This window comes from Microbacterium sp. AC215 (assembly GCF_979258645.1).
In genome coordinates, this window is sequence record NZ_OZ409869.1 from 916,813 (window position 1) to 936,302 (window position 19,490).

The 19,490-nt window shown below is 68.2% G+C and carries 18 protein-coding genes and 1 tRNA gene; 8 read left to right on the top strand and 11 right to left on the bottom strand.

Going from position 1 to position 19,490, the window contains the following annotated elements:
• Positions 1 to 3 precede the first annotated feature (3 nt).
• The 5 genes from prfA to lysA form a co-directional block, all read right to left on the bottom strand.
• Positions 4 to 1,083, bottom strand: coding sequence for a peptide chain release factor 1 (gene prfA, locus ACZZZF_RS04755; RefSeq protein ID WP_053095748.1), 1,080 nt, complete (start codon positions 1,081 to 1,083; stop codon positions 4 to 6).
• An 11-nt stretch (positions 1,084 to 1,094) separates the two neighbouring features.
• Positions 1,095 to 3,074 (bottom strand): transcription termination factor Rho, encoded by a 1,980-nt coding sequence (gene rho / locus ACZZZF_RS04760; RefSeq protein WP_463497290.1) that lies wholly within the window; start codon positions 3,072 to 3,074, stop codon positions 1,095 to 1,097.
• A 198-nt stretch (positions 3,075 to 3,272) separates the two neighbouring features.
• Complete coding sequence (thrB, locus tag ACZZZF_RS04765; protein WP_072591107.1) at positions 3,273 to 4,202, bottom strand: homoserine kinase; 930 nt, start codon at positions 4,200 to 4,202, stop codon at positions 3,273 to 3,275.
• Between the two features lie 2 nt (positions 4,203 to 4,204).
• The gene (locus ACZZZF_RS04770; RefSeq protein ID WP_053095745.1) at positions 4,205 to 5,512 is read right to left on the bottom strand and encodes a homoserine dehydrogenase; all 1,308 of its coding nucleotides are present in this window, start codon (positions 5,510 to 5,512) and stop codon (positions 4,205 to 4,207) included.
• Positions 5,513 to 5,578: 66 nt separating this feature from the next.
• Positions 5,579 to 6,988: a diaminopimelate decarboxylase gene (lysA, locus tag ACZZZF_RS04775; protein ID WP_463497293.1), complete on the bottom strand. Its 1,410-nt coding sequence runs from the start codon at positions 6,986 to 6,988 to the stop codon at positions 5,579 to 5,581.
• Between the two features lie 150 nt (positions 6,989 to 7,138).
• On the opposite strand from lysA, the gene ACZZZF_RS04780 reads away from it, so the two are divergent.
• Positions 7,139 to 8,194 carry a YihY/virulence factor BrkB family protein gene (locus ACZZZF_RS04780; RefSeq protein ID WP_053095743.1) on the top strand — a complete coding sequence of 352 codons (1,056 nt, stop codon included), beginning with the start codon at positions 7,139 to 7,141 and terminating at the stop codon, positions 8,192 to 8,194.
• A 7-nt stretch (positions 8,195 to 8,201) separates the two neighbouring features.
• Here ACZZZF_RS04780 and ACZZZF_RS04785 read toward each other — a convergent pair whose 3' ends face one another.
• Positions 8,202 to 9,053, bottom strand: coding sequence for a DUF2993 domain-containing protein (locus tag ACZZZF_RS04785; protein WP_463497296.1), 852 nt, complete (start codon positions 9,051 to 9,053; stop codon positions 8,202 to 8,204).
• Positions 9,054 to 9,091: 38 nt separating this feature from the next.
• Positions 9,092 to 10,756, bottom strand: coding sequence for an arginine--tRNA ligase (argS, locus tag ACZZZF_RS04790; RefSeq protein ID WP_463497298.1), 1,665 nt, complete (start codon positions 10,754 to 10,756; stop codon positions 9,092 to 9,094).
• Positions 10,757 to 10,826: 70 nt separating this feature from the next.
• On the opposite strand from argS, the gene ACZZZF_RS04795 reads away from it, so the two are divergent.
• Both ACZZZF_RS04795 and ACZZZF_RS04800 read left to right on the top strand, forming a co-directional pair.
• Positions 10,827 to 11,636 (top strand): SGNH/GDSL hydrolase family protein, encoded by an 810-nt coding sequence (locus ACZZZF_RS04795; protein WP_463497301.1) that lies wholly within the window; start codon positions 10,827 to 10,829, stop codon positions 11,634 to 11,636.
• A 16-nt stretch (positions 11,637 to 11,652) separates the two neighbouring features.
• Positions 11,653 to 11,725, top strand: a tRNA-Arg gene (locus ACZZZF_RS04800).
• Between the two features lie 105 nt (positions 11,726 to 11,830).
• On the opposite strand, the gene ACZZZF_RS04805 is transcribed toward ACZZZF_RS04800, so the two are convergent.
• Both ACZZZF_RS04805 and ACZZZF_RS04810 read right to left on the bottom strand, forming a co-directional pair.
• Entirely contained in the window at positions 11,831 to 12,388 is a 558-nt protein-coding gene (locus ACZZZF_RS04805) for a YegP family protein (protein WP_463497304.1), read from the bottom strand.
• A 57-nt stretch (positions 12,389 to 12,445) separates the two neighbouring features.
• Entirely contained in the window at positions 12,446 to 12,667 is a 222-nt protein-coding gene (locus tag ACZZZF_RS04810; RefSeq protein ID WP_230100619.1) for a hypothetical protein, read from the bottom strand.
• Positions 12,668 to 12,773: 106 nt separating this feature from the next.
• Here ACZZZF_RS04810 and ACZZZF_RS04815 point away from each other — a divergent pair, with 106 nt between their 5' ends.
• Positions 12,774 to 13,088 carry a hypothetical protein gene (locus tag ACZZZF_RS04815; protein WP_072591100.1) on the top strand — a complete coding sequence of 105 codons (315 nt, stop codon included), beginning with the start codon at positions 12,774 to 12,776 and terminating at the stop codon, positions 13,086 to 13,088.
• A 373-nt stretch (positions 13,089 to 13,461) separates the two neighbouring features.
• Here ACZZZF_RS04815 and ACZZZF_RS04820 read toward each other — a convergent pair whose 3' ends face one another.
• Together ACZZZF_RS04820 and ACZZZF_RS04825 are read right to left on the bottom strand one after the other, a co-directional pair.
• Positions 13,462 to 15,069 carry a DHA2 family efflux MFS transporter permease subunit gene (locus tag ACZZZF_RS04820; protein WP_463497306.1) on the bottom strand — a complete coding sequence of 536 codons (1,608 nt, stop codon included), beginning with the start codon at positions 15,067 to 15,069 and terminating at the stop codon, positions 13,462 to 13,464.
• A 64-nt stretch (positions 15,070 to 15,133) separates the two neighbouring features.
• Positions 15,134 to 15,925 (bottom strand): SDR family NAD(P)-dependent oxidoreductase, encoded by a 792-nt coding sequence (locus ACZZZF_RS04825; protein WP_463497308.1) that lies wholly within the window; start codon positions 15,923 to 15,925, stop codon positions 15,134 to 15,136.
• A 250-nt stretch (positions 15,926 to 16,175) separates the two neighbouring features.
• Between ACZZZF_RS04825 and ACZZZF_RS04830 the strand changes: the two genes are divergently transcribed.
• The 4 genes from ACZZZF_RS04830 to ACZZZF_RS04845 all read left to right on the top strand — a co-directional run bounded on the left by ACZZZF_RS04830 (position 16,176) and on the right by ACZZZF_RS04845 (position 19,455).
• The gene (locus ACZZZF_RS04830; RefSeq protein WP_463499913.1) at positions 16,176 to 16,550 is read left to right on the top strand and encodes a MarR family winged helix-turn-helix transcriptional regulator; all 375 of its coding nucleotides are present in this window, start codon (positions 16,176 to 16,178) and stop codon (positions 16,548 to 16,550) included.
• A gap of 129 nt (positions 16,551 to 16,679) precedes the next feature.
• On the top strand, positions 16,680 to 17,636 hold the full coding sequence (locus ACZZZF_RS04835) for an HAD family hydrolase (protein WP_400340834.1): 957 nt from the start codon (positions 16,680 to 16,682) through the stop codon (positions 17,634 to 17,636).
• The gene (locus ACZZZF_RS04840; protein WP_463497310.1) at positions 17,633 to 18,751 is read left to right on the top strand and encodes an AI-2E family transporter; all 1,119 of its coding nucleotides are present in this window, start codon (positions 17,633 to 17,635) and stop codon (positions 18,749 to 18,751) included. Before ACZZZF_RS04835 ends, ACZZZF_RS04840 begins: the two co-directional genes overlap by 4 nt.
• Positions 18,748 to 19,455 (top strand): potassium channel family protein, encoded by a 708-nt coding sequence (locus ACZZZF_RS04845; RefSeq protein WP_463497313.1) that lies wholly within the window; start codon positions 18,748 to 18,750, stop codon positions 19,453 to 19,455. The genes ACZZZF_RS04840 and ACZZZF_RS04845 overlap by 4 nt, the downstream gene beginning before the upstream one ends.
• Positions 19,456 to 19,490: the final 35 nt, after the last annotated feature.

The window sequence follows — 19,490 nt, forward strand, 5'->3', positions numbered from 1 at the left end:
ACCTCAGGAGTCGGAGCCCACCGCGGCGAGTCGAGCCTCTTCGTCGGCCTGGATCGCACTCTCGATGATCGGCTCGAGAGCGCCGTCCATCACCTGATCGAGGTTGTAGGCCTTGAATCCCGTGCGGTGGTCGGCGATGCGGTTCTCGGGGAAGTTGTAGGTGCGGATGCGCTCGGACCGATCCATGCCGCGGATCTGCGACTTGCGCGCATCGGATGCCGCGGCATCCAGCTCCTCCTGCTGCTTCGCCAGCAGTCGCGCCCGGAGCACGCGCATCGCGGCCTCACGGTTCTGCAGCTGCGACTTCTCGTTCTGCATCGACACGACGATTCCACTGGGCACGTGTGTGATGCGCACCGCCGAGTCGGTCGTGTTGACGGACTGTCCGCCCGGGCCCGAGGACCGGAAGACATCGATCTTCAGGTCGTTCTGATTGATCGCGATCTCGTCGGGCTCGTCGACCTCGGGGAACACCAGCACTCCGGTGGTCGAGGTGTGGATCCGCCCCTGCGACTCGGTCGCGGGCACGCGCTGCACGCGGTGCACGCCGCCTTCGTATTTCAGGTGCGCCCAGACGCCCTGGGCGGGGTCCGTGGACGATCCCTTGATCGCGACCTGGACGTCCTTGTAGCCGCCGAGATCGGATTCGTTGCGCTCGAGGAGCTCGGTCTTCCAGCCCTTGGAGGCTGCGTACTGGATGTACATGCGCAGCAGATCCGCGGCGAACAGCGCCGACTCGGCGCCGCCCTCCCCCGCCTTGATCTCCATGATGACGTCGCGCGCGTCATCGGGATCGCGTGGGATGAGCAGTCGGCGCAGCTTCTCCTGCGATGACTGCACCCCCTCTTCGAGGGTCGGGATCTCAGCGGCGAACGCCTCGTCCTCGCGGGCGAGCTCCCTCGCGGCGTCGAGGTCATCGGATGCCGCCGCCCACGCCTCATAGGCGGCGACGATCCGCGACAGCTCGGCGTAGCGACGGTTGACGCGCTTCGCCCGAGCAGCATCGGCGTGCACCGCCGGGTCGGAGAGCTCCTCCTGCACCCGGCGATGCTCGTCGATCAGAGTCTGGACGGACTCGAACACCCCGGCTCCGCTCAGCGGATGTTGTTGTCGTGTCCGTGCGCACCCGAGGGGAGCGTCGGAATCGACTTCTGCATCTGCACGAGGAACTCGACGTTCGAGTGGGTCTCCCTGAGCTTGCCCAGGACAACCTCGAGCGCCTGCTGCTGGTCGAGGCCTGCAAGGGCGCGACGCAGCTTCCAGGTGATCTTGACCTCGTCGGTCGACAGCAGCATCTCTTCGCGGCGGGTGCTCGACGCGTTGACGTCAACGGCCGGGAAGATGCGCTTGTCGGCGAGCTGGCGCGACAGGCGCAGTTCGCTGTTGCCGGTGCCCTTGAACTCCTCGAAGATCACCTCGTCCATCTTGGAGCCGGTCTCGACCAGCGCCGTGGCGAGGATCGTCAGGGATCCGCCGTTCTCGATGTTGCGCGCAGCACCGAAGAAGCGCTTGGGCGGGTACAGCGCCGAGGCGTCGACGCCACCCGAGAGCACCCGTCCGGATGCCGGAGCAGCGAGGTTGTACGCACGGCCGAGGCGGGTGATCGAGTCGAGCAGCACGACGACGTCGCGGCCCAGCTCGACGAGACGCTTGGCGCGCTCGATGGCGAGCTCGGCGACCGTGGTGTGGTCTTCTGCCGGACGGTCGAAGGTCGAGGCGATGACCTCGCCCTTCACCGTGCGCTCCATGTCGGTGACCTCTTCGGGACGCTCGTCGACGAGCACGACCATGAGGTGGACCTCGGGGTTGTTCTGCGCGATCGCGTTGGCGATCTGCTGCAGGACGATCGTCTTGCCGGCCTTGGGCGGCGCGACGATGAGGCCGCGCTGTCCCTTGCCGATCGGGGCCACGAGATCGATGATGCGCTGTGTGAGCTTCTCGGGCGCCGTCTCGAGGCGCAGACGCTCCTGCGGGTAGAGCGGCGTGAGCTTGCCGAACTCCACACGGGTCGCGGCGTCGTCGATCGACAGGCCGTTGATCGAGTCGACCTTCACCAGCGCGTTGTACTTCTGGCGGCCCTGCTGCTCGCCCTCGCGGGGCTGCTTGATCGAGCCGACGATCGCGTCGCCCTTGCGGAGGTTGTACTTCTTGACCTGTCCGAGCGACACGTAGACGTCGCTGGGGCCGGCGAGGTATCCGGTCGTGCGGACGAAGGCGTAGTTGTCGAGCACGTCGAGGATTCCGGCGATCGGGACGAGGACGTCGTCCTCGCCGATCTCGGTGTCGAACTCGTCCGTCGGCGCGCCGCCGCGGCGCTTGTTGCGCTGACGGTTGCGGCCGTTGCCGCCCTCGTCTTCGGCGGGTGCCGTCTGCGGCTGCTGCTGCTGGGGCTGCTGCTCGCCGCCCTGGCCGTTGCCGTTCTGGCCGCGTCCGCGGTTACGGCTGCGGTTGCGGTTGCGGTTGCGACCGCCCTGCTCCTCGCCGTCGCCGGAATCAGAGGAGGAGTCCGCCGCGGGTGCTGCCTCGGCCGGTGCGGCGTCAGCGGGCTTCTCGGCTGCGGGAGTCTCGGCCTCGGCAGCAGGCTTCTTCGCCGTGCGGCGTCCGCGACCGGTGGTCTTCTTCGGCTCGTCGGCAGAACCCGCCTCTGCGGAACCGGCGTCCGCGGAGCCGTTGGACTCTGCGGTCTTCGCTGCGGGAGCCTCGGTGGATTCGGCGGGTGCCGGCGCGGAGGCTGCAGGAGCCTCGGCGGTCGCCGCAGGAGACTCAGCGTTCTCTGCGTCAGCCTTCTTCGCACGGCTGCGGCGAGGGGCCTTCGCCTTGGGTGCCGCGTCGGCGGCGGGTGCCTCGGCTGCGGGAGCCTCGGTGGCCGGTGCGCTGTCGGTGGATGCTGCGGCCTTCTCGGCCTTCTCAGCCTTCGCGGCGGCGGTCGCGGTGCTCGCACGGCGCGGAGCGCGCTTGCGGGCCGGTGCGACCTCGGTCGCGGCGGTCGTCGCGGCGTCGGAGCTCGCGGCCTTCGCCGCAGCCTCGGCGGCGGGTGCCGCCTGGTCGTTCTGGGTCTCGGAGAAATTCTCCACGAGTACTCCCTCTTTGGTCTCGGGGACATGAGCGGCACGCGCACAACGGGTGCTGCGCGCGATCGCACGGGCTGACGCTCGGCGTCAGCCAGCCTCTGCACTGGGTTCTCGGAAAGAACGAGGTTCTCGGTGAGAGCAGTGCGACAGGGGTTTTGCGTGCGGGTCTTGCAGAGTTGCAATGGGGCCAGATTCACGCAGTTACGTGGAGCCCTCCGCTCGATTCCCCACTGTACCACCACGCACGTCGACCGCGAGCAGCAGCGCGTCCCACGGGGTGTCGGTCGTCGATTCCGCGAGTTCCACGGCGTCCTGACGACTTCCGGGGCCGTCTGCGAGAACCAGCACGCTGGGTCCGGCGCCGGACACCACGGCGGCGAAACCTGCCGCACGGAGCGTCTGGACGAGGCGCTGCGTCTCGGGCATCGCCTCGGCGCGGTAGTCCTGATGCAGTCGGTCGGCGGTCGCGTCGAGCAGCAGCTCCGGGCTCTGCATCAGCGCGGCGATGAGCAGCGCCGAGCGCGAGACGTTGAAGACCGCATCGGCCGTCGACACCTGCGGCGGCTGCAGCGATCGCGCCTTCGACGTCGACATCGTGTACGACGGAACGAGCACGAGCGGCGAGACGCCGCGGTGCACGAGGAGCTTCTTGTGCTGGGGACCTCGTTCGCCGACCCAGGCGATCGTCAGACCGCCGAACAGCGCGGGAGCCACGTTGTCGGGGTGCCCTTCGATCTCGGTGGCGAGGCGCAGCATGTCGGCGTCGTCGATCTCGACGTCGCCCTCGAGCAGGCCCTTCGCCGCGAGGATCCCCGCCGCGACCGCCGCGCCGGAGGACCCGAGTCCGCGCCCGTGGGGCACCCCGTTCTCCGCGACGATGCGCAGGCCCGGGACGGCGCGATCGACGTCGGCGTACACGTGAGCGATCGTGCGGACGATCAGGTTCGAGTCGTCACGAGGGATCTCGCTCGCGCCGGAACCCGAGACCTCGATCTCGAGCTCGCCGGCGGCGAGCTCGGTCACGAGAAGCGTGTCGTAGACGCTGAGCGCGAGTCCGAGCGTGTCGAATCCGGGACCGAGGTTGGCGCTGGTCGCCGGCACGGTCACCTCGACCGTGCGCCCTGCCGCCATCGTCACTCGCCTTCCACGCGGAGCACCGAGACGACCCGCTCGACGACAGAACTGGCGGCGAGTGCGTCGACCGTGGCGCTGAGCGCGGCGTCCGTGGCCCGGTGCGTGCCGATGACGAGACGAGCGGTGGGCTCGTCCTCTCCTTCGACCGTCTGCACCACGGTCGCGACGGAGACCGATCCGTCGCTGAGGATGCCGGCGACGGTCGCGAGCACACCGGGAGCGTCCGAGACCTCGAGGGTGATCTGGTAGCGGGTGGTGACATGACCGATCGGCACCACCGGGAGGTTGGCCCTGGTGGACTCCCCCACGCCGACGCCGCCGGCGATATGGCGTCGAGCCGCCGACACGACGTCTCCGAGCACGGCGGATGCGGTCTGCACGCCACCGGCGCCTGCGCCGTAGAACATGAGCGAGCCCGCAGCCTCGGCCTCGACGAACACGGCGTTGTTGGCGCCGTGCACCGACGCGAGAGGGTGCGACGTCGGCACGAGGGCCGGGTAGACGCGCACCGAGATCGACTCGGTGCCGTTGGCCTCGATGCGCTCGCACACGGCGAGCAGCTTGATGACGAAGCCGGCTGCGCGCGCCTCATCGATCATCGACGCGGTGATGGTCGTGATGCCCTCGCGGTACACGGCGTCGAGCGGAACAGCCGTGTGGAAGGCGAGGCTCGCGAGGATCGCGGCCTTCTGCGCGGCGTCGTATCCCTCGACGTCGGCGGTCGGGTCGGCCTCGGCGTATCCGAGACGCTGCGCGTCGGCGAGCACATCGGCGAAGTCGGCGCCCTCGGTGTCCATGCGGTCGAGGATGTAGTTGGTCGTGCCGTTCACGATTCCCATGATGCGCACCACGCGGTCACCGGCGAGAGAGTCGCGCAGCGGGCGGATGATCGGGATGGCACCGGCGGCGGCGGCCTCATAGTAGACGGATGCGCCCACGCGGTCGGCCGCTTCGAAGAGCTCGGGGCCGTGAGTGGCCAGCAGCGCCTTGTTGGCGGTCACGACGTCGGCACCGGAGCCGATCGCCTGCAGGATGCTCGTGCGGGCGGGCTCGATGCCGCCGATCAGCTCGATCACGATGTCGGAGCCGAGAATCAGCGATTCGGCATCGGTCGTGAACAGCTCTTTCGGCAGATCGGTCTCGCGCGGCGCATCGAGGTTGCGCACCGCGATGCCGGCGAGCTCCAGCGTGGCACCGGCCCGGTCGGCGAGCTCATCGCCGTGGCGCAGCAGCAGGGCGGCCACCTGGGAGCCGACCGCTCCGGCGCCGAGGAGCGCCACCCGAAGTCGTCGATACTCAGTCGTCATTGCATCTCTCCTTAGGAGGGTGGTTCAGTCGTGCTTCGTCGGGGACCGCGTCGTTCGTCGCGCGGATCACCCGTGGCTCTCGGGGGCCGCGACACCGACGTCGCGAGACAGCACGTCGGCGATCGTCTCACCGCGGACGATGACCGCCGATCGGCCGTCGCTCACAGCGACGATCGGAGGGCGAGGGACATGGTTGTAGTTGCTCGCGAGCGGCGCACAGTACGCACCGGTCGAGGGGACCGCGAGCAGATCGCCGGGAGAGACGTCGGCCGGAAGGTACTCATGGTCGACGACGATGTCGCCGGACTCGCAGTGCTTGCCCACGACCCTGCTGAGCTGCGGCGAGCCGATGCCGATCCGGGCGGCGAGTCGAGCCGAGAACTGCGCGTCGTACAGCGCCGTCCTGGCGTTGTCGCTCATTCCGCCGTCGACGCTGATGTAGCGCCGGGTCGCGCCCGAATCGAGCGCGACGTCCTTGGTCGTCCCGACCTCGTAGAGCGTCACTCCGGCGGTGCCGACGATGGCCCTGCCCGGCTCGAACGACAGCGTGGGCACGGCGATGCCTCGCGCGGCGCAGCCTTCGGCGACGGCGGCGACGATCTCGCCCGCGAGGGTCTCGATCGGCGTCGGGTCGTCGACGCTCGTGTAGGCGATTCCGAACCCTCCGCCGAGGTTGAGCTGCGGAACCGGTCCGCCCTCGAGGAGAGTCGCATGGAGCTCGAGCACGCGCGACGCCGACTCGCGGAAGCCCGCGACGCCGAAGATCTGCGATCCGATGTGGCAGTGAAGGCCGGCGAACTCGATTCCCGGAATCTCCCTGATGCGCGCGACGGCCTGCTCGGCCTCGGGCAGCGGGAAGCCGAACTTCTGGTCTTCGTGGGCCGTCGCGAGGAAGTCGTGAGTCTCGGCGTGCACGCCGCTGATGACCCGCACCAGCACCCGCTGCACAGCGCCGGTCCTGGCGGTGATCGCCGCGAGACGCTCGATCTCGATCGCGCTGTCGACGATGATCGTGCCGATGCCCACCTCGACCGCGCGCTCGAGCTCGGCGACCGACTTATTGTTCCCGTGGAACCCCAGCGACGACGGAGAGACGCCGGCCGCGAGTGCGACCTCGAGTTCACCACCGGTGCACACGTCGACGTTGAGTCCCTCTTCGGTCACCCAGCGCGCGATCGTCGTGGTCAGCAGCGCCTTGCCGGCGTAATACACCCGCGCAGTCGTGCCGTGGGCGGCGGCGGCCGCGTCGAAGGACGAGCGGAATGCGCGGGCCCGAGATCGCACCTCGTCCTCGTCGATCACGAGCAGCGGCGTGCCGTACGACTCCGCGAGATCGGTGGCGGAGATCCCCGCGAGCCGCAGCGCTCCGTCGTCACCGCGGACGGCGGACGCCGGCCACACGGCGGTGGGAAGATCATTCGCGTTGTCGGGCACGACGAGCCATTCCGGGGCGAGCGAGTCGGCAGGGGAAAGCAAGGAACACCAATCGTGGGACGGGTCTCGGGCGGATGCGCGCACTGCGAGGTTGCCCCCGATTCTAGGGCACCGAGCATGCCGCATCAGTCATGGTGACGCCCGGCGTCAACCCCCTGCGGACACATCCCACCGACTCCTAAGGTGGTGGAGATGAGCACCGAATCCGCAGCACCCGATGCCCGACGCCCCGGCCTGATCGCGCGCGTCAGCGCGTCGGCGATCCGCTGGGCTCTGACACGGCGCCCGGTCCGCGCGTTCCTGCTCTACTCCGAGCGGCGGGGCCCGATGCTCGCCGACAGCGTGACATACCGCGCTCTGTTCAGCGTCTTCGCCGCCGTGCTCCTGGGGTTCTCGATCGCCGCCCTCTGGCTCGCCGGCAATCCCGACGCCTGGAACGCGATCATCTCCGCCGTGCAGTCCGTGGTGCCCGGTCTCATCGGCGAAGACGGCGTCGTCAACCCCGACGATCTCAAGGAGCCGATCTCGCTCTCCGTCGCGGGCGCCATCTCGACGGTCGCGCTGATCGGCTCGGCGCTCGGCGCCGTCGGATCGCTGCGCACCGCGGTGCGCGTCCTCGCCGGAACCGCGCATGCCGACGTGCTGTTCATCTGGGTCATGCTCCGCAACCTGCTGCTCGCGGCCGGCGTCGCCGTGCTGTTCGTCGCCGCAGCGGCCGTCACATTCGCCGGTCGGCTCGGGATCACCTGGATCAGCGGTCTGCTCGGCATTCCCGAGGATTCGCCCGCTGCATCCTGGAGCATCCGGATCGTCTCCCTGGTCGTCGTGCTGGCACTCGACACGGTGCTCATCGCCGGGGTGTTCCGTCTGCTCTCCGGGCTGCGCCCCGCAGCCCGCTCGCTCTGGATCGGGTCCCTCATCGGCGGAGTCGGGCTGCTCGTGCTGCAGGAGCTGTCCGGCCTGTTCATCGGCGGCGCGACGAGCAACCCTCTCCTCGCCTCCTTCGCCACCCTGCTGGCGCTGCTCATCTGGCTCAATCTGTCGACCCAGGTCATCCTGATCGCGTGCGCCTACATCGTCACGTCGGAGGAGGAACGCAAGGACCGGGTGCACGCGCGGTTCGGCGCGACGACCTTCCCCCAGCGACGTGTGCAGCGCGCCGAAGCGGAGGTCGCGCTGGCGACGTCCGAGCTTCGGGAGGCGCAGAAGGCCGAGCGCGAGGCCCGTCTCGGAACCGACGAGGACTGAGCCCGTCTCAGGGGCAGGTGCCCTTTCCGAGCAGGGTCTGATCGGTCGCGATCGCACCGTCGACGTCGACGTCGATCACAGCCTCCGATCCGTCGATCTGGAGGCCCGTGAGGGTGATGCCGGCGGGAAGCTGGTCCGCGATGCAGATGCGCTGCGTCTGAGTGAGCTGCTCCCCCAGAGCACCGAGACTCGAGCCGACCTGATCCGCGTCGACCTCGAGTCCGCCGACGGTGAGGCCGACAGGAGTGAGCTCGAGATCTCCCTCGGCCACCCCCGGGGTCACCGTGAGCGATACCGGGATGGCGAGGCCGAGAACGCTCACCGAACCCGCGACCGTCGCGTTCGGCGATTCGAGCGTGACCGTGTCGATCGGCAGCTCGGTGTTCGAGAGCAGGGACGTGAACTGGGACTCGTCGATGCGGATCGTGCCGGATGCGGATGCGAGGTCACCGCCGCGCAGCGGCACGCCCGTGGCGGTGACGTCGACGGCGCCCGTGATCCCCTCCAGCGTGACCGAGTCGGTCGAGAGATGCAGGGTGTCCAGCGTTCCGCCGATCAGCTGCGGGATCAGGATGCCGTCGGCCTCGACGGCGAGCTTCTGGTCGGCCGGCAGGTCGAGCTGCTCGATCACCATGCCCCGCACGATGCCGGGCAGGACAGCGCGCGCAATGAGCTCCGCAGCGACGGCGAGAACAGCGAGAACGACCACGACGATCAGCAGCACCCAGGGCCAGCGCTTGCGCGCGCGCTTCGGCGGCGTGGCACCCGCATCCCCGCCGTCCTTCCCACCCGGGATCACGAGCGTCGGATGCTCGGAATCCGCGGACGGGTAAGGAAGGGTGTGATTGTCGTCGCTCATGCTGCCATCCTGCCCTACGGCACGGACGACGGCAGAGGTCACATGCGCTCGGGAGCGGACACGCCGAGCAGGTCGAGGCCGTTGCGGAAGACCTGCCCTGCGGCGTCATTGAGCCACAGACGCGTGCGGTGCACGGTCTCGATGGGGTCGTCGCCCTGCGGGATCACGCGGCAGTTGTCGTACCAGCGGTGGTACAGGCCGGCGAGCTCCTCGAGGTAGCGCGCGACGCGGTGCGGCTCGCGCACCTCGGCCGCGAACGCCACGATGCGCGGGAACTCCTGCAGAGCGCCGAGCAGAGCGCTCTCGGTCTCATGCGTGAGCGTCTCGGGCGCGAACTCCGAGCGATCCACACCCGAATCGGCGGCATTGCGGGCCACGTTGTGCGTGCGGGCATGCGCATACTGCACGTAGAACACCGGGTTGTCGTTCGTGCGCTTCTGCAGTAGCTCAGGATCGAGAGCGAGCGGCGAGTCAGCAGGCGAGCGCTCGAGCGAGTAGCGCAGCGCATCGGTGCCGAGCCATTCGCGCAGATCGTCCATCTCGATGATGTTGCCCGCACGCTTGCTCAGCCGCGCTCCCCCGACCGAGACCAGCTGACCGATCAGCACCTCGACGTTTTTCTCGGGGTCTTCCCCGGCGGCGCCGGCGATCGCCTTGAGGCGGTGGACGTAGCCGTGGTGGTCGGCTCCGAGAAGGTACAGCTTGTACTCGAAGCCGCGGTCACCCTTGTTCAGGTAGTACGCGGCGTCGGCGGCGAAGTACGTGTACTCGCCGTTGGAGCGACGGATCACGCGATCCTTGTCGTCACCGAAGTCGGTGGTGCGCACCCACACTGCACCCTCGTCGTCGAACACGTGTCCCTGCTCGCGCAGGCGGTCGACGGCGCGATCGACGAAGCTGACGCCGTCCGCGTCCTTGGCGTGCAGCGTGCGCTCCGAGAACCACACGTCGAAGTCGACGTTGAACTTCGAGAGCGACTGCTTCTGCTCCTCCAGCTGGAACCCGTAGGCGAGCTCCCGCGTGACGACCGCCTGCTCGTCACCGGAGAGCTCGAGCAGGTCCGGACGCGCCACGAGAACACGAGCGGCCAGATCGCCGATGTAGCTGCCGGCGTACCCGCCCTCGGGAGTTGGTTCGCCCTTGACGGCGGCCAGCACCGAATTCGCGAAGCGCTCCATCTGCACTCCGGCGTCGTTGATGTAGTACTCCCTCGCGACCTTCGCGCCGGAGGCTGCGAGCACCCGGGCGATCGCATCGCCGAGCGCCGCCCAGCGAGTGTGGCCGATGTGCAGCGGCCCGGTCGGGTTCGCGCTCACGAACTCGATGTTGATGCTGTGACCGGCCTGCGTGTCGTTGCGCCCGTACTCGGTGCCGGCTTCGACGATGAGCTTCGCCAGCGCGCCGGCGGCAGCCGCGTCGAGGCGGATGTTGATGAAGCCCGGCCCTGCGACCTCGGCGGTCTGCACGCCATCCACCTGCGCGAGGCCGTCGGCGATCTGCTGCGCCAGCTCGCGCGGGTTCGTGCCGAACGGCTTCGCCAGGCGCATCGCGATGTTCGAGGCCCAGTCGCCGTGGTCGCGGTTGCGCGGACGTTCGAACACGATGTCCGACGCGGACAGCGAGAACGGCTCGCCAGGACGTCGTTCCTCGGCGATCGGTGCGAGGACGGCGAGGAGGGCTGTGGCGAGCGATTCAGGGTTCATAGGCCTCCCAGTTTACGGCGCGTCACGCGCCCGAATTTGCGAGGGCGGATTCGTGATCTACAGTCATGCCATGAAGGCCGCATCCGCCCGCTATCGTCTGCCCGTCGCGGGCCTCGCCGTCGCAGTGATCCTGGCGGTCGCGGCAGTCGTCCTCGGCGTGTGGCGGCCCTGGGTTCCGATGCCGTCTTCGGCACCCGTCGGTGCTGCGGCGGCAGCGGACGAATCGGTCGCGATCGCGCCGGTTCCCCTTCTTCTTCCGGAGCATCCGACCGTTCTCGTGTTCGGCGACTCCTGGACCTACGGCTCGGCCGCGACCGAGCCGACCCTCGGATACGCCTATCAGCTCGCCGACCTGATCGACGGACAGACGATCGTCGACGGAGTCCGCGGCAGCGGGTACCTCAAGCCCGGACTCGATGGCCCGGCCTTCGGTGTGCGCATCGCCGCTCTGGACCCGACACTCACTCCCGACCTGATCATCCTCCAGGGGTCGATCAACGACCGGGCGCAGGGCGAGGCCGGATACCGCGAGGCCGTCACCGCCGCGTGGGATGCCATGGCTGCGAAGTATCCGCAGGCGTCGATCGTCATTCTGGGGCCGGCGCCGCACGAACTTCCCGTGGGCGCTGAGACCGCGCGCATCGACGCCGATCTCGGTGAGCTCGCGGCCGCTCGCGGATGGTGGTTCATCTCCCCCGTCGCACAGAACTGGATCACCGACCAGAACTACCTGTCGGTCATCGACGTCGAGATCGGCCGCAAGCATCCGTCGACCGACGGCCACCGCTACCTCGCCGAGAAGCTGGCCGCAGCGCTCGGCGAACTGGGCGACGCGCCGGTGACCGAGGCCGGTGGGTCGGAGACCACTCCCGAGCAGTGATATTGTCGATCGGTACGCCTCCGTAGCTCAGTGGATAGAGCGCCGGTTTCCGGTACCGTAGGTCGCAGGTTCGACTCCTGTCGGGGGCACACACGGGTCACGCGCTGCATGAATGGAATTCGCACGCGGAGTCCGAGACAACGAGAAAGGCCGCCTGGTTCCAGGCGGCCTTTCTCGTCGCGCTCGCGGCCCACTTACTCCGGTGGCTCTCTGCCGAGTTCACGACGGGCCAGTTCGAGCGAGCTCATCGCGGCAGCCTCGCTGGAGTGCCCCTCACTGACGGCCAGGTAGTGGCCTCCCGCGCTCTTGAGGCGCCATCGGTAGTCTCCGGACGCGTCGCGGTAGACCTCGAACCGGCCCTTCGGCCCTGGCGCCACTCTGCCGAGCGCAGCGGCGACCGCCGGGTTCCTGACCTCCGCAAGGATCGTCGCGCGCAGCTGCGCCGCCGGCGCCTCAGCCACCCTCGTGAGAGACGAGAGGATGCTCACCGCGGTCGCCCGATCTTCGTCCGTGACCCACCGCTCACGCGCGAGCGCCTCGATGAGCGTGAGCCCACTCGCCGCCTCCTTGAGGTCGGAGCTGAACGCGAGCTCATGCGCGTGCTCGAATCGCCGCGACCACTCCTGACGAGCATCCGTGGCTCGCTGGGTCCGCCTCGTCAGCATGAAGCTGACGACAGACCAGATCAGTCCGACTCCTGCCACGCCGGCCGCGATTATCGCGGCGAGGAGTGTCGCGCCGGAGTCCGTCATGCCCACACGATAGCGCGCACCGACCGAGCCGGGACAAGGATTCCGTCCGCCTGACCCCTAGTCGTAGCTGTGGTGCACATGCCAGCCGTCCTCACCCCGGAAGACGTCGAACACCAGGGAGTGCCCCTCGTCATCCGTGCCCTGGAACCGCCATCCGTACAACCCTCGCTCCGACTCCGGCGCCGCTGACCAGATCGAGTCCCGCAGTCGCGTGGGCGTGTCGGAGACCTTCCACCGACGCCCGGCGAAGACCATTCGCGACGGGATGTCGTCGACCATCCATATAGTCGCAGGCAGATGAGCAGGAGCTGGTCGCATGAGTCGAGAATAGAACAAATCTTCGAATCTTGCTACCGTTGTCACTGGGCCGGAGAAGGGAGCCGGCATGGGCACGAGCAAGCGCCTGGCAGCCCACTACGACATGCGCTCTCAGCATCAGACCATCCTCACCGCAGCGCGCGCCGGCGCGCTTCAATCCCTGACGGAGCGCGAGCTGGCGCTCCGGGAACAGCCCGTCACGATCTATCCGCAGCCGTATCGTGCGGTCCGCGCGTGGGTGCGCTTCGGGCCCGAAGCGGTGCGGGTCGATGCGAAGCTCGCGCGGTCGACACCGTTGGCCGCAGGCATCGAGTTCCGGGCAGGCGACCGGACGTTCCGGTGCTGGGTGTGGGGCAATGCGGTGACCGTCGATGAGGGCTAGCGAGACCGACTTCGGAGCAGAGGCTCTTGACGCCGGAACAGAAGCTCGTCGGGAGACCTCCTGGTCGCCATCGGCCAGCTATCGAGCTACTGGACTCTGACGGACGAGCAGCACGCTACTCTGATCGACATGCTCGTCGATGCGCGCGGGCTCACGGTGCTGGGTGAGTCGCACGACCGGCTCGGCCGAGACGTGGTCGGGCTCCGGGTGAGCGATGAGGGGACGTCCTACGAGAACACCCTCCTCATCTCCGAGGACACCGGCCGGATCACAGGCATCGAGAACGAGCTGACGAAAGCCGATGGCGTTCATCCCGGCCGGCGTCGTCGGCTACACGATGTGAGACATCGAGTAGCCCCGATACTTGACGGAATCAGGCGGCCGACGTCGCGTCGGGCTGGTCCTCACGTCGGGTCTTGGCGGTCGCTCCGAGGGAGATCGTCGACAGGAGACCGAGGGACAGGAACCCTGCCGCCGTCCACGCCGCGAAACGCGTGCCGTCGGAGAACGCGGCCTTGGCGTCGTCGGCGATGTCAGCCGTCTCGGGCTGCGCCTCCAGTCCGCTGATCGCTCCGCCCGCACTGTCGACGACCGCCGACACGATCTGATCGCGCTGCTCGGCCGGGAGTCCCCGAGCGTCGAGTGATGACGCGAGGATCCCGGCTGTGCTCGTGAACAGCACGGTGCCGAGCACTGCGACCCCGAGCGCTGCACCGAGCTGTCGCGACGTCGACTGCGTGCCCGAAGCCGCGCCGCTGTCGTCGACCGGCACATCGGCGAGCACGACGCCGGTCAGCTGAGCGGTGGCGAGGCCGACACCGAGGCCGTAGACGAAGAGGAACGGGATCAGCGGCACCCACGACGCATCGGGGGCGATGACGAAGCCGACTCCGGCGACGCCGATGATCTCGGCGATGAGGCCCGCACGGACGACCCACACCGGAGCGATCTTTCCGCTGGCCGCCCCCGCGGCACCGCTCGCGACGAAGGATCCGAGGGCGAGCGCGAGCAGCAGGAGTCCGGTCTGCAGCGCATCGAAGCCGAGGACGAACTGCAGCCACAGGGGCAGCGCGAGGATGATGCCGAACTCTCCCAGCGACACGACTGTCGCCGCGATGTTGCCGTTGCGGAACGAGGGGATGGAGAACAAACGCAGAGCAAGCAGCGTGGACCTGCCCTGCCGCTCGCGATGCACACCCCATCCGATGAACGCGACGAGTGCCACGATCGCCAGCGCGAAGGCGAAGGGGATCGGAGAGACATCGAGCGGCCAGGCCCAGTCGCCGATCTGCGGACGTTGGTCGACGAGCCACCAGCCGTACGTGCGCCCCTCGATGAGGCCGAACACGAGGCTGGCCATGGTGATGACCGAGAGGATCGCCCCGACCACATCGATCTTCGACGTCCGGTCGCTGCGCGACTCCGCCACCGTGAGCAGCACGCCGATGACGATGATGATGCCCAGCGGAATGTTGATCCCGAACGCCCACCGCCAGGAGAAGGCAGTCGTCAGCCATCCGCCGAGCAGCGGTCCCACAGCGGCCATTCCGCCGATCGTCGACCCCCACACCGCGAAGGCGATCCCCCGCTCGCGCCCGCGGAAGGTGGCGTTGATGATCGACAGCGTGGTCGGCAGGATCATCGATCCGCCCACTCCCTGCGCAAGACGGGCGAGGATCAGCATCCCGCCGTCCGGAGCGAAGGCCGCGAGCACCGAGGATGCGGCGAAGACCAGGACTCCGATGATCATCACGCGCCGACGCCCGAACCGATCCGCGAGGCTGCCGAACACGAGCAGCAGCGCGGCGAACACCAGCGTGTACGCCTCCTGCACCCACTGCACTTCGGTGGAGGTGATGCCGAGATCGTCGACGATCGCCGGAATCGCCACATTCACGATCGTCGAGTCGACGATGATCAGCGAGACGGCGATGCTGATGAAGACCAGGCCCGCCCAGCGCAGGCGAATGTAGCGTTCCATGACTACTAGCTTAGCTAGCAATAAGCGCGGCGTGCGGTTTTTTCCGATCTCGAGGTGCACGCGGTTACAGCATCGCGGTGAGCACTCCCCCCTCTGCCCGCAGCGCCGCGCCGTTGGTAGCCGATGAGCGAGGACTCGCGATGTAGGTCACCAGACTCGCGATCTCATCGGGCTCGATGAACCGCTCGAGCAGCGTCGTACGGTTCTGACCGATGATGGAGGCTTTCATCACCTCGGTCGGAAGGGACTGCGCCTCTGCCACGGCTGCAACGCTCGCCGCCACCCCGTCCGAATACGTCGGCCCTCCGAGGATCGTGTTCACAGTCACGGCGGTGCCTCTGGTGCGCTTGGCCAGCCCGCTGCCGAGAGCGGCCATCGCGGCCTTCGTCGTGCCGTAGTGCACCATGTCGGCGGGAATGTTCACCCCGGACTCGCTGCTGATGAAGACGACACGGCCCCACCCCCGCGCGAGCATGCCTGCGAGAAGGTGGCGGGACAGCCGGACTCCGCTCATGACGTTCACCTCGAAGTAGCGAGTCCAGTCGTCGTCTGTGATCGTCTCGAACTCGGCAAGGCCGAAGATTCCCACATTGTTGACGAGAATGTCGACGTCGCCCAGGGCCTCCGTCAGGCGCTCCACCTCTTCTCTCCTCGCGAAGTCCGCCGCCAGTCCCGAGACCGTCGCGCCGGGGTGCTCCGCACGCAGTCGCCGGACCGCCGCATCCACACGCTGCTCATCACGTCCGTTCACCGTCACGTCCACGCCTTCGCGGGCGAGCGCGGAGGCGATCGCGAACCCGATGCCCTGCGTCGAGCCGCTGATGAACGCCGTCTTCCCGTGCAGCTGCAGATCCATGGTGCTTCCTCTCCTCGACGCACACGCGTCTGTTTACTTGCTTGGGAAAGTTAACCGTAGATCCTGAGGCTTGCTCAGGCAAGTTCACCGATAACCATCTCCGAGGCACGATGACCTAGTCTGAGGTCATGTCAGAGCAGCCGGACGCCTCCCCCTGACCACGGAACAGCTCGATATCTGGGCATCCGTCGCCACGCTCATCGAACGACTGCCGACGGCACTCGACGCGCAGCTGCAACGCGACAGCGGTCTGACGCACTTCGAGCACGGCATACTGTTCGCTCTCGACTCGGCGCCCGAACGATCGCTGCGCCTGAGTGTGCTCGCCGGGTACGCGAGCTGCACCCTCTCGCGCCTCTCGCGGGCGATCACCCGTCTCGAATCGAGAGACTGGGTGCGTCGCGTCGCGGATCCCGATGACGGGCGCTTCACGCTCGGAGTGCTGACGGCGGCGGGACACGAGAAGGTCACCCGGTCGACGCCCGGCCACCACGCTCTCGTGCAGCAGCTCGTCTTCGATGCGATCACCGCCGCGCAAGCTCGACAGCTCGCAACGATCAGTCGACGGATCTCGTCGGCTGTCGGGCCGGACTCCGGGTGGAGCCCCACGGCAGCAGCCGACTGAGGCCCCAGGACGGCTGCGCTCCCTCGCCCGAAGCGGGTGACGGGGTCTCCACCGCGCGCTCGGCCGGTGTCAGGATGGGCCGACGAACGGCCCGCACGACGCACCAGTATCGAGAGAATCGAGAGCGCGATGGACGACCCGGCACAGCTGCGATCCTGGAACCAGGGTGCGACGCGCGACGCGATCGAGCGCTTCGTCCTGTCGGTCACGGAAGGTGCGGACGCGGTTCCCGTCGAAGAGCGCATCGCCGTGTTCGACAACGACGGCACCCTCTGGTCGGAGAAGCCCATGCCGACGCAGCTCCACTACGTCGTCGAGCAGTGGCGTGTGGCCGCCGAGCTCGACCCGGAGCTCGCGCAGAAGCAGCCGTACCGCGCAGCTGTGAGCGGTGATCTCGCGTGGCTGGGCGCGGCCATCGACAAGCACTATTCGGGTGATGACTCGGATCTGGGCGTGATCCTCCAAGCCCTCGGCGGACTCACCGATGGCGTCAGCGTGGAGAAGTACGCCGAGTCGGTGGCGGAGTTCTTCGCGACCGCGACACATCCCGTGCTGCAGCGACGCTACGCCGACGCGGTCTATCAGCCGATGGTGGAGCTCCTCCGGTATCTCGAGCAGCACGGCTTCACCTGCTACATCGTGTCAGGCGGCGAGCGCGATTTCATGCGACCCATGACGCAGAGCAACTACGGCATACCGCCGGAACGCGTCATCGGCTCGGCGTTCGGGCTCGGCTACGACGCGGAGAAGGCGGTGGTGCGCTACGCGCCGTCCTTGGCGTTCTTCGATGACGGGCCGGAGAAGCCCGTGCGGATCTGGAGCAGGATCGGACGCCGACCGCTCTTCGCGGCCGGGAACTCCAACGGCGACATGCCGATGCTCGATTTCGCTCGCCGTGGCCCCCGTCCGGGCCTGGCCCTGCTGATCCACCATGACGACGACTCCCGCGAGGACACTCCGTACGATGCGGGTGCCGAGACGGCTCTCGCGAGCGCCGTCGACGCCGGTTACATCGTCGTGAGCGTGCGAGACGACTGGGAGACGGTGTTCCCGGGCGTTTCCGGATCACCCGCAGACGTGCCGTGAGCACCCCCCGCGCCGCCGGCACCCACGTCCTCGTGGTCCTGGCGTGCGCGACGATCGCACTGGCGGGAGCATGGCTCCTCCGCGACGTGATCGCGCCGCTCGCGGTCGCTCTGGTGGTCGTCGTGATCTGCAGCCCGGCGAGCAGCGCTCTCGTCCGGCGCGGGTGGCCACGGGGACTCGGCGTGACGGCGATCATCCTCCTCGCCTACTCTGTGCTGCTCGCGATGGGCGCCTTGGTGTGGATCGCCGGAGTGCAGTTCATCGATCTCCTCGGCGACCTCTCCCCCGGCGGCGATCTCACGCATGTCGCATCGCAGCTCGACAGTTGGGCCGCTCTGGGCACCGGAGGCCCGAGCTCGGACTCCGGTGACGCCGCGCGCATCGTCGTGCCCGCTCTCGTCGCCGTCGCCCAGGGCGTGAGCAGCGCCGTCCTCGGCATCGCCGTCGCTCTCTTCCTGGTCTGCGCCTACGTGGTCGTGATGGCGGTGGATGCCGGACGCTACCAGCATGCGTCGACCGTGTTCGGCGCTCGCAAGGCCGAGACGATCGCGCGCATATCGCGGCTGAACACGAACATCCGGCGCTACTACGTGGTGAACACCGTGTTCGGCGCCATCGTCGCGACGCTGGACGGCCTCGCGCTCTGGTGGCTGGGAGTGCCGGCCCCCGTCCTCTGGGCCGTCCTGGCCTTCGTGACGAACTTCATCCCCAACATCGGATTCGTCATCGGACTCGTGCCCCCGGCGATCCTGGCTCTCGCGGTGGGTGGGTGGCCGCTGCTTCTCGGCGTGGTGATCGTGTACTGCGTCGTCAACGTCGTTCTGCAGGTGTTCGTTCAGCCGGCTTTCGTCAGTGATGCCGTCGGGCTCAGCGTCACGCTGAGCTTCTTCGCCGTCGTTTTCTGGACCGTGATCCTCGGACCGGTCGGCGCTCTGCTGGCTGTGCCGCTGACTCTCCTGGCGCGCACTCTGCTTCTCGAAGGCAGTGACGACACCCTCTGGCTGCGCTGGGTATCGGGAGACCGCGGCGCTCGCCCGTCACCGGCGACCAGGGAAGGGCGCGTCGTTCGTCGCATCCCCTGGGATTCACGCCGCGTCCGACGGTGGTCGCGGTGACCGACGACATGACCGGCACCGCCCGAGACGAGCCGCAGGGTGCGCGGGAGACGCTGCAGCGCTGGGAGTCCGCTGCGACCGTTCCCCTCACGGTGCTCGGCCTCGGCTTCATCGTTGCGTACTCGGTGATCGTGCTCGTGCCTGGCCTTCCAGACTGGGTACGCCTCGTGCTCGTGGTCGAGATCGCGATCACCTGGCTCGCATTGGTCATCGACCTCATCGTGCGAGTGGCGCTCACCCCGGCCGGGAGCCGCGTCGCATTCCTGGTGCACCATCCCGTCGAAGTCCTGTCCGTTGTCGTCCCCCTGTTCCGAGCGTTCCGCGTCGTCGAGCTCGCACGCGGCCTCCCCTATTTCCATCGCCGCACCGGCGATGCGGTCCGGGCGCAGATCATCACCTTCGCCCTCGCGTACACGGTGCTCTTCGTCTACTTCATCTCGCTCGCCACCCTGCAGGTGGAGCGCGGCGACCCTGAGGCGACGATCATCGACTTCGGCACGGCGATCTGGTGGGCGTGCGTCACCATCGCGACAGTCGGCTACGGCGACACCTACCCGGTGACGACTCTCGGACGGGTGTACGCGGTGTGTCTGATGATCGGCGGCATCGCGATCGTGGGCACCACCTCGGCGCTCGTCATCTCGTATATCGGAGACCGGGTGCGACGGATCACCCACCGCGATGAGACCCGTGAGCAGCTGTGACCGGCACGACGCTCCTCGCCCTCGACGGGTGACAT